This is a genomic window from Mycobacterium simiae (genome assembly GCF_008370645.1).
Lineage (GTDB): Bacteria > Actinomycetota > Actinomycetes > Mycobacteriales > Mycobacteriaceae > Mycobacterium > Mycobacterium simiae_A.
Window position 1 is genome coordinate 1 of the sequence record NZ_VTZN01000158.1, and the last position, 11,575, is coordinate 11,575.

At 66.8% G+C, this 11,575-nt stretch carries 12 protein-coding genes and 1 pseudogene; 4 read left to right on the forward strand and 9 right to left on the reverse strand.

Going from position 1 to position 11,575, the window contains the following annotated elements; all coding sequences use genetic code 11:
* Window positions 1-353 (forward strand): pyridoxal 5'-phosphate synthase (locus F0Q45_RS20435; protein WP_149655681.1); only part of this gene is annotated, 353 nt, incomplete at its 5' end.
* 17 nt (window positions 354-370) lie between these two features.
* Here F0Q45_RS20435 and F0Q45_RS20440 read toward each other — a convergent pair.
* From F0Q45_RS20440 to thrS, 6 genes are read right to left on the reverse strand one after another with little or no spacing between them, the layout of a single operon-like run.
* Window positions 371-1,408: an NUDIX hydrolase gene (locus tag F0Q45_RS20440; protein ID WP_149655682.1), complete on the reverse strand. Its 1,038-nt coding sequence runs from the start codon at window positions 1,406-1,408 to the stop codon at window positions 371-373.
* Window positions 1,408-2,532: a glycosyltransferase family 4 protein gene (locus F0Q45_RS20445; RefSeq protein WP_149655683.1), complete on the reverse strand. Its 1,125-nt coding sequence runs from the start codon at window positions 2,530-2,532 to the stop codon at window positions 1,408-1,410. The genes F0Q45_RS20440 and F0Q45_RS20445 overlap by 1 nt, the downstream gene beginning before the upstream one ends.
* The gene (locus F0Q45_RS20450; RefSeq protein WP_149655692.1) at window positions 2,532-3,452 is read right to left on the reverse strand and encodes a phosphatidylinositol mannoside acyltransferase; all 921 of its coding nucleotides are present in this window, start codon (window positions 3,450-3,452) and stop codon (window positions 2,532-2,534) included. Before F0Q45_RS20450 ends, F0Q45_RS20445 begins: the two co-directional genes overlap by 1 nt.
* A 26-nt stretch (window positions 3,453-3,478) precedes the next feature.
* Window positions 3,479-4,150: a phosphatidylinositol phosphate synthase gene (pgsA, locus tag F0Q45_RS20455; protein WP_149655684.1), complete on the reverse strand. Its 672-nt coding sequence runs from the start codon at window positions 4,148-4,150 to the stop codon at window positions 3,479-3,481.
* Window positions 4,147-4,719: an HIT family protein gene (locus F0Q45_RS20460; protein WP_149655685.1), complete on the reverse strand. Its 573-nt coding sequence runs from the start codon at window positions 4,717-4,719 to the stop codon at window positions 4,147-4,149. Before F0Q45_RS20460 ends, pgsA begins: the two co-directional genes overlap by 4 nt.
* Window positions 4,712-6,799, reverse strand: coding sequence for a threonine--tRNA ligase (gene thrS / locus F0Q45_RS20465; protein WP_149655686.1), 2,088 nt, complete (start codon window positions 6,797-6,799; stop codon window positions 4,712-4,714). The genes F0Q45_RS20460 and thrS overlap by 8 nt, the downstream gene beginning before the upstream one ends.
* A gap of 371 nt (window positions 6,800-7,170) precedes the next feature.
* Here thrS and F0Q45_RS20470 point away from each other — a divergent pair, with 371 nt between their 5' ends.
* A complete protein-coding gene (locus F0Q45_RS20470; protein ID WP_149655687.1) occupies window positions 7,171-8,463 on the forward strand; it encodes an MmgE/PrpD family protein in 1,293 nt (430 codons plus the stop codon).
* On the opposite strand, the gene F0Q45_RS20475 is transcribed toward F0Q45_RS20470, so the two are convergent.
* Both F0Q45_RS20475 and F0Q45_RS20480 read right to left on the reverse strand, forming a co-directional pair.
* Window positions 8,460-9,083, reverse strand: a complete 624-nt coding sequence (locus F0Q45_RS20475) for a PaaI family thioesterase (RefSeq protein WP_149655688.1) — start codon at window positions 9,081-9,083, stop codon at window positions 8,460-8,462. The genes F0Q45_RS20470 and F0Q45_RS20475 overlap by 4 nt on opposite strands.
* An 89-nt stretch (window positions 9,084-9,172) precedes the next feature.
* Window positions 9,173-9,730 (reverse strand): annotated as a pseudogene (locus tag F0Q45_RS20480) (aldo/keto reductase).
* Between F0Q45_RS20480 and F0Q45_RS20485 the strand changes: the two are divergent.
* On the forward strand, window positions 9,719-10,222 hold the full coding sequence (locus tag F0Q45_RS20485; protein WP_149655689.1) for a DUF1990 domain-containing protein: 504 nt from the start codon (window positions 9,719-9,721) through the stop codon (window positions 10,220-10,222). The pseudogene F0Q45_RS20480 and the gene F0Q45_RS20485 overlap by 12 nt on opposite strands.
* Window positions 10,223-10,231: 9 nt before the next feature.
* Here F0Q45_RS20485 and F0Q45_RS20490 read toward each other — a convergent pair whose 3' ends face one another.
* Complete coding sequence (locus F0Q45_RS20490) at window positions 10,232-10,687, reverse strand: DoxX family membrane protein (RefSeq protein ID WP_149655690.1); 456 nt, start codon at window positions 10,685-10,687, stop codon at window positions 10,232-10,234.
* Between the two features lie 84 nt (window positions 10,688-10,771).
* On the opposite strand from F0Q45_RS20490, the gene F0Q45_RS20495 reads away from it, so the two are divergent.
* Window positions 10,772-11,464, forward strand: a complete 693-nt coding sequence (locus F0Q45_RS20495) for a helix-turn-helix transcriptional regulator (protein WP_149655691.1) — start codon at window positions 10,772-10,774, stop codon at window positions 11,462-11,464.
* Window positions 11,465-11,575: the final 111 nt, after the last annotated feature.

The window sequence follows — 11,575 nt, forward strand, 5'->3', positions numbered from 1 at the left end:
CGTCGGCAACCTTTCCCTGGTATGAGCTGGGACGCCAGGCGCATGTGCGCGGCGGGGTCAGGAAGGTCAGCGCCGAGCAGACGCTGGCGTATTGGTCGGTGCGCCCGCGCGGCGCGCAGCTGGGCGCGTGGGCGTCCCAGCAGTCGCGTCCCATCAGCTCGCGCGCCCAGCTCGATAGCCAGCTGGCTGAGGTGACGCGCCGATTCGCCGACCAGGACGTTATTCCGGTGCCACCGGGCTGGGGCGGCTACCGGATCGCTCCGGAGATCGTCGAATTTTGGCAGGGACGCGAGAACCGGCTGCACAACCGGATTCGCATCACCAACGGCCGGATGGAACGGCTGCAGCCCTGAGCCGCTACAGCGACCGGTCAACGGATGGATTGCGGCACAGCAACCTGGTCCGCACCCGGCGCATCCGCCCGACGGTTGGCCTCCGGCAGCAGCTCGGCAAGCTGCAACGGATACACTTGCTCGCCGGCGGCCACCAGCTCCGCGATATCTTCGGCGCTGCACCAGCGGGCACCGTGAATGTAGCGGCGTTCCAGCTCGGTCCTTCCGTCCAGTCTCGGTTCGAATCGCCGCGTGCGGTACACCAGGTAGAACTCTTCACTGTCGAGCAGGGACCCGTTGAACTCGAAAACGGAGTTACGTTGCCAGATCGGTCCGACCAGCTCGGCCGGCTTGACTAACAGACCGGTCTCCTCGGCGAGTTCGCGTGCAGCGGCCTGGGCTAACTTCTCCCCTTGTCGCACTTCCCCGCCGACGGTGAACCACCATCGACTCGCGGCCCCGTCTTGACACGCCGGGTCCGAGCCGCAGAGCAACAGCGCAGCGCCGCTCTCGTCGATCAGCACCACCCGCGCCGACGTGCGCCGGTTAAGGTCACCGTGGTTGCTGTGCGCTTGCGCGTGGGGACGTTCTGCGATCTCGAAATAGGTTGGCAGCGGCGCTTTTCCGCCGAGCCGGAAAGCGCGCACCATACGCCGCTCGCGCAGCACCAAGGTGTCGCGCACGGCGTCGTTGTGGAATCTGCGGGCCAGCACCACCCGGGCTTCGGCGTCGGCTAGCTCGGCCACCAGCGCCGTGGGCAGCGACGCCGGATCAACCATCGCCAGCGCGGCCGAGAGCTCGTTTTCGGCGGCTTCGCGGTCGTGCCGCGATGCACGTTCGGCGCGGTCGGCCAGTTCCGCCAAGTGCGCACCTTCGGGGACATCGCCGTAGGCTTCGATGGCGACCGCACGCGCCACCACCGCTCGGCGCGCCAGCGCGCCATCGAGTACCTGCCAGGAAAGGTCGTAGCGGACGTGCAGCCGGTCCAGCCGGTTGGCCCGCTGATAACCCCAGGCGCCGAGCGCAACCAGCACGGCGAACAGCAGCACGATGACGGTGACCAGCAGCCACGTCATCAGCTGGCCACCTGCACCTTGACGCCCGAGCCGGCGACTGTCTCGTATACCCGCATGATCTGGCTGGCCACCACCGACCAGTCGTAACGACGGACCGCTTCGCTGCCCGCGCCGATATACCGCTCCCGCGACACGTCGTTGTCCAAGACCTCGATCAGCGCATCGGCCAGCGCGGCGCTGTCGTCCACCGGGACCAGACACCCCACCTCACCGTCTTGCAGCACACGCCGAAAGGCATCCAGGTCGGCGGCCACCACCGGGGTACCTGCCGCCATCGCCTCGACCAGCACGATGCCGAAACTCTCGCCGCCGGTGTTGGGCGCGCAGTAGACGTCAGCACTACGCATTGCCGAGGCTTTGCCCGCGTCGTCGACCTGGCCGAGAAAGCGCATGTGCTCAGCGAAACCGCCTGCCTGACTACGTAATTGGTCCTCATCGCCACGGCCGACGATGAGCAGCTGCAGGTCCGGAAAGCGCTGGACCACGGCGGGCAGCGCGGCCATAAGCACGGCCATGCCCTTGCGAGGCTCGTCATAGCGGCCCAAAAACAGCACCGTTTTACCCGGCCGCGGATATCCGTCCAGCGGCGATGCCGAGGCGAAGGAATTCACGTCGACACCGTTGGGGATCTCCACCGCGTCCGACCCCAGCGCCTCCATCTGCCAGCGCCGGGCCAGATCGGACACTGCGATGCGGCCGACAATCTTTTCGTGCATCGGCCGCAAGATGCCCTGGAAGACGGCCAACGTCAGCGACTTGGTGGTCGAGGTGTGAAACGTTGCCACGATCGGTCCTTCGGCGATGTTCAGGGCGAGCATCGACAAACTCGGGGCGTTGGGCTCGTGCAGGTGCAGTACGTCGAAATGCCCCTCCGAAAGCCACTTCTTGACCTTGCGGTGAGTCGCCGGGCCAAAGCGCAGCCGCGCGATCGAGCCGTTGTACGGAATCGGGATTGCCCTGCCACCGGAGACCACATAGTCCGGTAGCGAGGCATCCGATGACGCCGGCGCAAGCACACTGACCTGGTGCCCGCGGGCCCGCATCACCTCGGCCAGCTGCAACACATGCGACTGCACCCCGCCCGCTACATCGAACGAGTAGGGACAAACCATCCCAATGCGCATCACATGTCCCGCAGCTGGGCCCGCCGGGCCTCGGATAGATCCGCCAGCCACTGCGGCTGCAACATGTGCCAGTCCGCTGGGTGTTCGGCAATGTTGTGCGCGAACTGGTTTGCCAATGCCTGGGTGATGGCGCACACGTCACCGCTGCTGCAGTCCAGCGCCGGACACACCCGGAAACCCCAGCCGTTGGGCTCAAACCAGCAGTGCGCCGGCAGCAGGGCGGCCCCCGTCTCGATCGCGAGTTTGGCCGGCCCCGCGGGCATTCGGGTAGGTTCGCCGAAGAAGTCGACCCGAACGCCGGTGCGGGTAAGGTCGCGCTCAGCCATCAGGCACACCACCCCATTCGCCCGCAGCCGCTCGCACAGCACCTCGAAAGGTGTTTGGGCGCCACCGCACAGCGGAAGCACTTCGAAGCCGAGGCTCTGCCGGTACGCGATAAAACGCCGATACAATGACTCGGGTTTGAGTCGCTCGGCCACAGTGGTGAAGGCGCCATGGGTCTGGACTAACCACATGCCAGCCAGGTCCCAGTTCCCACTGTGCGGCAACGCCACGACTGCCCCGCGACCGGCGGCCAGCGCCGCATCCAGATTGTCAATGCCCTGGAACGAGTCGTTGATCTGGCGGGCCAGCTTGCGATGGTTCATGGCGGGTAGCCGGAATGCCTCCCGCCAGTACCGGGCATAGGACTCCAGCGAGGCACGCAGCAACGCGTCCGGAACATCGGCGGGACGCACGCCGATGACCCGGGCCAGGTTCTTGCGCAGCTGCTCGGGCCCGCCGCGGCGGGCCGCGTAATGGGCTCCCGCGTCGAAGACGTTGCGCGCGGCGAACTCCGGCATCGCCCGCACCACCCGCCAGCCGGCCGCATATGCCCAGTCCGTCGCCCGCCCGTTAACGAGGCGGCGAGGGTTTCCCATCGCTCTCAGGCCCGACGGGGTCGGAATCACTGCTCACTCTTTCCCGTAATCGGTCCGCTACCCGGCACCGCAATGCGATCGGTGGCTCCCGGCGACCTCCACACCGTGTACAACCGCTGCCCGCAGGTGATCACACTGGCGCCGGCCAGTAGCCACATCGCCACCGGCAACGCCGGTGGCCAGGCGATGAACGGAAAGTCCGACACGCCCGCACCGACCAGCACGATGATCAATCGTTCCGGTCGTTCGATGATGCCACCGTCGCCGCGCAGCCCGCTGGCCTCCGCCCGAGCCTTGATGTAAGAGATTACCTGCGAGGTGACCAGGCAGATCAACGTCGCCACCACCAGCAGTCGGTCGCGCATGCCGAACGCTATCCACCACAGCAGACCGCTAAATATCGCGCCGTCGCTGATCCGGTCGCAGGCGGCATCCAGCACCGCGCCGAACCGGGTGCCGCCGCCGCGCTCGCGGGCCATCGCCCCGTCCAACATGTCGAACAGCACGAAAAACCAAACCACGCACCCACCAGCGAACAGCTTGCCCAGCGGGAAAAGCACCAGCGCCCCGGCCACCGCGGCGGTGGTGCCGATGATGGTGACGGCATCGGGTGTGAGGCCGATTCGCAGCAGTGCCCGAGCGAGCGGATTGGTGATCCGCGCAAAGGCTGCCCGGGACAGAAACGGCGCCTTACTCACGGTTGCCTGACCCATTCAGTTGCCAGCAGCCGGCGGGTGTCGCGCAGCAATTGCGGAATCACCTTGGAGCCGCCGATGATAGTGATGAAGTTCGCGTCACCGCCCCAGCGCGGAACTACGTGCACATGCAGATGCTCGGCCAGCGAGCCGCCCGCCGACGTACCCAGGTTCAAGCCGACGTTGAAACCGTGCGGCCGCGACACATTCTTGATGACGCGAATCGCCTTCTGGGTGAACGCCATCAACTCCGCGCTTTCCGGGTCGGTGAGGTCCTCTAGCTCCGATACCCGCCGATAGGGCACCACCATCAGATGGCCGGGGTTGTAGGGGTAAAGATTGAGCACGGCATAGACGAGTTCGCCGCGGGCGACCACCAGCCCTGCTTCGTCGGAGAGCCGCGGAATTTCGCTGAACGGCTGTGCGCGCTCGGACTCGGGACGCTGCATCGGCGCTTCGGCGAGGTAGTTCATTCGATACGGCGTCCACAGCCGCTCCAGGTTGTCGCGCTGGCCCACGCCGCGGTCCAGAATGGTGCTGTCCTCTCGATCACCGCGTTCCTCGTCACTCACCGGACGTCACTTTCACCAGTTCTGCTGTCGGAACCGAATTTTCGCGATCAGCAATCCACCCCGCGATGGCCGCCACCGCCGCATCACGCGGCACACCGTTGATCTGCGTGCGGTCGCCGAACCGGAAGCTCACCGCGCCGGCCTGCACGTCGCGGTCTCCGGCCAGCAGCATGAACGGCACCTTCTGATTGGTGTGATGGACGATCTTCTTGGCCATCCGGTCGTCGCTGCTATCCACCTCTGCCCGTACGCCGTGCGACTTTAGTTGCGCAGCAACGCCTTCCAAGTAGTGGATGTGCTCGTCAGCAACCGGGATGCCGACCACCTGAACCGGCGCCAGCCACGCAGGGAAAGCCCCTGCGTAGTGCTCGGTGAGGATGCCAAAGAACCGCTCGATCGACCCGAACAGCGCGCGATGGATCATCACGGGGCGGTCCCGCGCACCATCCCTGGCGGTGTACTCCAGCTCGAAACGCTCTGGGAAGTTGAAGTCCAGCTGAATCGTCGACATCTGCCAGGTGCGACCCAGCGCGTCCTTGACCTGCACCGAGATCTTCGGTCCGTAGAACGCCGCGCCGCCGGGATCGGGCACCAACTCCAGGCCGGATTCGGCGCCCACCTCGGCCAACACGGTGGTGGCTTCCTCCCAGACCTCGTCGGAGCCAACGAACTTTTCCGGATCCTTGGTGGACAGCTCCAGATAGAAGTCGGTCAGTCCGTAGTCGCTGAGCAGGTCGAGGATGAACCGCAGCAGCGAACGCAGCTCGTCACGCATCTGCTCGCGGGTGCAGAAGATGTGCGCATCGTCCATGGTCAAGCCGCGCACCCGAGTCAACCCGTGCACCACGCCGGACTTCTCGTAGCGATAGACCGTGCCGAATTCGAAGAGCCGCAGCGGCAATTCGCGATATGACCGCCCCCGCGCCCGGAAAATCAGGCAGTGCATCGGGCAGTTCATCGGCTTGAGGTAGTAGTCCTGACCGGGTTTGCGCACCGAGCCGTCCGCGTTGTACTCGGCGTCGATGTGCATGGGCGGGAACATGCCGTCGGCATACCAGTCCAGGTGCCCCGAGGTGTGGAACAGTTGGGCCTTGGTGATGTGCGGGCTGTTGACAAATTCATAGCCGGCCTCGGTGTGCTTGCGTCGCGAATAGTCCTCCAGCTCGCGTCGCACGATGCCGCCCTTGGGATGGAAAACCGCTAGACCGGAACCGATTTCGTCGGGAAAACTGAACAGGTCCAGCTCCACCCCGAGCTTGCGGTGGTCGCGGCGTTGCGCCTCTTCGATGAGCTCGAGGTGCCGGTCGAGGGCTTCCTGCGACTCCCACGCGGTGCCGTAGATGCGTTGCAGGCTGGCATTTTTCTGATCACCACGCCAGTAGGCCGCCGAACTCCTGGTCAGCTTGAAGGCCGGGATGTGTTTGGTAGTCGGGATGTGCGGCCCGCGGCACAGGTCGCCCCAAACACGTTGCCGGGTGCGAGGATTGAGGTTGTCGTAAGCAGTGAGCTCGTCATTACTACCTGGGGGGCCGACCTCCATGACGTCTGGGTCTCCGGACTTGTCATCGACGAGCTCAAGCTTGTAGGGCTCATTGGCCAGCTCTGCTCTGGCCTGATCCTTGGATTCGTAGACGCGTCGGTCGAATAGCTGTCCGTCCTTGATGATCTGGCGCATCCGCTTTTCCAGTGCCGCCAGATCCTCGGGCGTGAACGGCTCGGGCACATCGAAGTCGTAGTAGAAGCCGTCGGTGATAGGGGGGCCGATGCCCAGCTTGGCTTGCGGGAACAGATCTTGGACGGCTTGGGCCAAGACATGTGCGGTCGAGTGCCGGATGACGCTGCGGCCTTCCTCGGTATCGGCAGGCACCGGTGTGACTTCGACGTCAACGTCTGGGACCCAGCTCAAGTCGCGTAGCTTGCCATCGGCATCACGCACCACCACGATGGCGTCGGGCGCGCCGCGCCTGGGCAACCCGGCCTCGCCTACCGCGGCGGCCGCGGTGGTCCCGGCAGGAACCCGGATCGGGTGCCGCGGGTCGCCGCCGTCGGCTCCGGGGACGGGGTGTGCGGGGGCGCTCATCAGGGCGGTTCTCCAGGGTTTGGCGTATCCAAGCGATCGCGACCATGCTATCGGTGCGCCCGACTACCAGCCCAAGCCGATCCGCCACCTCGATTGACCCATCAATCGATGCGCGGCTACCGTGCGACCGTGGTGACCACGATCGAACGGTTGGCGGGATGGGCCGCTGACCTTCGTCGTGACGACGTCCCGGACGCGCGGTGGTCGACCTGTGCCGCGCCCAACGTCGATCCATGTACGCGGCCATGGCCGCCTCGACCGGCGACGCCGCGTCCCAACGGGTGCTCGCGGGCGTCGAAACCTGGGCCGGCTGGGTCGCTGAGCTGGCCCGGTTTTGATGCCGGGGCTGCCCCGCTCGGTTTCCAGACTATGTGTGCTTCGCGCACGCCGGCCACTCCGCCGTACTGGTGCCGGTACTGCTGGCCACCGAGACCGGCACGCCGACGGCCGAGCAACTGGCCGCCCAGGTTGCGGCTAACGAACTCGAGGCCCGGTTGGGCGGCGCCTGCCTGCTCGGACCGCTGAACGGTCAGCTGTGGTCGTTCGTGCATGCCGCCGGATCGGCCGTCGCCGCTGGACTCCTGCTCGGGCTCGATACCGGTCGGTTGGCGCATGCCCTGGCCCTTGCCCTTTACCAAGCTGCGCGCGCCACCGTGCCGGGGTTCATGGCGCCCGACTCGAAGTTGCTGACGGCGGCCGAGCCGACGCTGGCCGGGATGCGGGCCGCCCGACTGGCCGCCCGCGGCGTCACCGGTCCACTGGATGCCCTGGACCATCCGCAGGGCTTCTTCGATGTGTTCTGCTATGCGCCGCTGCCCGCGCTTCTCGGTGGGCTCGGCTCCGGATGGGCGACCCCGACGATGAGCATCAAGCGCTACCCGGGCTGCGCCTATGTCGACACTGCCGTCGATGCGCTGCTTGAACTCGGGCCACCGCCGGCCGCCGACGTCGCGTCCGTGGTCGTCGAGGCGGGCGTGCTGACGGGCGGAATGGACGCCATGTCGCACGGGTACGCGACCGTCCGGATGCCCACGCCGGTGACCATCAACTTCTCGATCCCGTGGACCGTGGCGGTGACACTCGTCGCCGGCCGGCTCACACCCGTCGAGGTCAACGAGGAGTGGCTGGCCACCCACCACCGCGAGCTCGCCGATGTGGCCGACCGGGTGTCGTTGCGCCACGACTGGTCCCTCACCCTGCGCACGGCCGAGGCGATGGCACCGCTGCTACCGGTTCGCGCGCTGACAGCCGGCACCTCAACCCGCCGGCTGCTCGCCGCAGTTCGACGAACCCGCCACGGGCACAAGGGTATTCGCGTCGGCGTCGGCGACAGCTTGGCGCTGCTGCGCGCCCTGCGAGAGGGCGGGATCGGTGCCGCCGGCCGCGCCGCGACGGAACAGCCGTGGGCGCCGGCGGCACTCGACGCGTTCACGATGACCTTCCCGGCCCGGGTGCGGGTGCGGTTGCGCGACGGCCGCGAGCTGGTGTCGGGAATGCGAGGTTCCCCACGGCGGGGCCGGGAACATGAGCACCAGTCCGGATGTGGTCAGCCGCGAGAAGCTCGCCGCTTGTGGACCTGCGGTGTGGGGCTCGCGGGGCACCGAGAACACCACCGAGGCGATCGACTCCGACGCCGCCGGCTTGTGGCGCCTGCTGGGAACTAGGGCTGCCCAGGTTTGAGCCGCACGAACAACGCGTCGGCCTCGGTCAGCACGGTGTCGCCGTCGGTCAACCGGCCGGAGACGAAGATCTTGCGCCCGTCGACACGGTCGACTCCCGCGTCGACCTGCAACTTTTTCTCAACGGGCACGATATTGCGGTAGTTGATCGTGAGGTAGGCCGTGCGTTGCCGGGTGCTGCCGGTGAGCACCGACGCCGTCAAACCCAGGACCGTGTCGAACAGCAACCCGAGTGCCCCGCCGTGCACGGCGCCGTTGCGGCCCAGGTGAAACCGGGCGAATCGGGCCCAGCCCTGGATCCGGCCATCGTCGGTCTTATGCGCCGACATGGGCACCGTGAGGATGTTGCCGCGCACGAACAGGTCCATCCGCCGGCCCGACGGCGAGTGCCATTCGTCGGTGTCGAATGGCGTCAGCAGCGCCGACACCTTCTCCAGCAGATCGGCGGCCTCGGTGAACACGTCGTCGGGAGCGTCGGCGGCCCGGGCATGGTCTTGCAGCTTGCGGACCGCGTCGATGAACCGGCCGTAGTCGGGCCCGCCCTTGGTGGTCGGCTCGGGGGGATTGAATCCGCCGCCCGGGTGTCGTTGCTGGTCACCTGCCACCACCACACCGTATTAGGACGGTATTGGTCCGGCGCAGGGTACGCGGCAGCCGGCGTGCGGTGACCCCCGAAGACCGCTGATGACCCTGGTCAGGCGTTGTGCTCTCCGATGGCCGCCAGCAGCTCGAATTCGTCGTCGCCCAGCTCGATCTCGGCCGCGGCGACGTTCTCCTCCAAATGCGCCACGCTCGACGTACCCGGAATCGGCAACCCGATGTGGCGGATCTTGCTTTCGTCCTTCGGCGCGAGCAGCTCACCGACTTGATCTTCCAGCGGAACGTGGCGGTCGATGCGATGCAGCTGGAACAGGCCAATGGTGTCGACGCCCAGACACCGCAGGCTCATCTCGCACTCCTGGCGCAGATAGCTCGGGTTACCCAGAGGGATCCACACCCCCGGCCCGGTCCACAGCAACCCGGCCTTGGTGGCAATCACCAGCCCATCGTAAGGATGCAGCGCCTCGCGGATGATCTCCGCGGACACGTAGGGGCCCTAGGAATCGGCGGTGTCGATGAAATTCGCGCCCCGTTCGACGGCGCACCGCAACACCCGGACGCATTCGGCGCAGTCGGATGGTGGCCCCCACACGCCCTCACGCCAACCCGGCACCCCAATCAGGCGTGGCAAGCTGGGTGCGTGGACCTGGATGCGCTCGCCGACCTTCAGCTGACCTATCCCGAAGTGGGCGCGACCGCGACCGCGCAGCTGCCGCCGGGCTACGATCACCTCAGCGTGTCGGCCCAGATCGGCTCTGGCCGTGCGCGTTTCGAACAGGCCGCCGACGCAGTCATGCGCTGGGGCATGCAGCGCGGCGCCGGCCTGGGCGTTGCGGCCAGTTCCGACGTCGCGGTGGTTTCGGCGATCGTGGTGGTCAAGATGATGGATCTGCTGCGCGCGCCCTGCCGCGTCGTGTACGTCATCGACGAACCCGACACCCGCGGGTTCGCCTACGGCACGCTGCCAGGTCACCCGGAGTCCGGGGAAGAACGGTTCGCCGTGCGCTACGACGCGAACACCTCCGCGGTATACGCGGAGGTGTCGGCGTTCTCCCGGCCCGCGACCTGGTGGAGCAAGCTCGGCGGGCCGGTCGTTTCGATGACCCAACGCATCATCGCCAAGCGCTATCTGCGCGGAGTGTGACAGGGTTGGCTACCGACTGCCCACGGTGCCCCGGTGCGCGCCCTCGGCCAGCCGGGCCAGGGCCACAGCGCCGGCCAGCAAACCGAAGTCACGCAGCGCGACGTCGTAGAACCCCGGACCGGTAACCAGGTCCAGGATGATCCCGCCCAGCCAGGCCGCCACCACCCAGGCGCCGAAGCGCGGCACCACCGCAACCAGCACACCGGCCGCGATCTCGATCGCGCCCACCAGGTACATGCACTGGTCGGCGGTACCGGGCACCAGGTTGTCGATCCAACCGGCCAGGTACATGCTCCAGTGATGCGGGTGGGTCAGCAGATTGAAGAACTTGTCCAACCCGAACACGATGGGCGCCACCGTGAACACGGTTCGAAGCAGCAGGAAGGCCGAATATGCCGGGTCCTTCAACTGGTCGGCAAACGCGGGTGTTCCGGCACCGCGTTGGGTAGCTTGTCTGGTGCTCATGACCCCTCCAATTCTATGGGATAATATTTCGTACGTTAGAACCTGTAAACTGTAGCGTCAAGTGTTTTGTCTCTTAGAAATGGAATGGTTACGGACGCACTCGAGCGCAATGCCGCCGGGATCGGAGCACTAGCCGACCCGGTGCGTTACCAGCTCTACGACTATGTGTGCTCACAGCCGAGTCCGGTGACCCGCGACCAGGCGGCCGATGCCCTCGGCATAGCGCACCACCAGGCCAAATTCCATCTCGACCGGCTCACCGCCGAGGGCCTGCTAGAGACCGACTACGCACGCATGACCGGCCGGTCCGGACCCGGCGCCGGGCGGACAGCAAAGCTGTACCGCAGGGCGGCGCGCGATATCGCGGTAAGCCTTCCGCAACGGGAGTACGAGCTGGCCGGACGGCTGATGGCCGCGGCCATCGTCCGGTCAACCACCACCGGCGAGCCCGCTACCGAGCTGCTCAACCAAGTCGCCCACGACTACGGCCAGACGATCGGCAACGGCGTCGCCAAGCCCACCGATGCCGCGGCGGCGCTCGACGTGGCGTTGCGGGTGCTGCGCCGGCACGGTTACGAACCCCGCCGCACCAATGGCGAGGTCGAACTGGCGAACTGCCCGTTCCATGCGCTGGCCCAAGAGCAGACGGAGCTGGCCTGCACCATGAACCACGCGCTGATCACCGGGGTGTCCGACGCGCTGGCTCCGCACGGCCCCGATGTCCGGTTACAGCCGGGGCCGGGTCGGTGTTGCGTCGTGCTCACGCGCGCCCCGTGACCCCCAGCGGGACAGCAAACGTTCCGCACCCGACGCCCTGCCCCGCATCGACCGGGGCCACCCGCAGGTCGTGCCGAGCCGCTGCTCGCCGTGGCCGCCGCCTTCCGACCC

Coding starts and splice junctions, on each gene's coding strand:
- F0Q45_RS20440 (WP_149655682.1), bottom strand. CDS start 1,408: ATGACGTGGCTGCTGGTCACCGTCATCGTGCTGCTGTTCGCCGTGCTG.
- F0Q45_RS20445 (WP_149655683.1), bottom strand. CDS start 2,532: ATGCGCATTGGGATGGTTTGTCCCTACTCGTTCGATGTAGCGGGCGGG.
- F0Q45_RS20450 (WP_149655692.1), bottom strand. CDS start 3,452: ATGGGAAACCCTCGCCGCCTCGTTAACGGGCGGGCGACGGACTGGGCA.
- thrS (WP_149655686.1), bottom strand. CDS start 6,799: ATGAGCGCCCCCGCACACCCCGTCCCCGGAGCCGACGGCGGCGACCCG.
- F0Q45_RS20490 (WP_149655690.1), bottom strand. CDS start 10,687: ATGAGCACCAGACAAGCTACCCAACGCGGTGCCGGAACACCCGCGTTT.
- F0Q45_RS20495 (WP_149655691.1), top strand. CDS start 10,772: ATGGTTACGGACGCACTCGAGCGCAATGCCGCCGGGATCGGAGCACTA.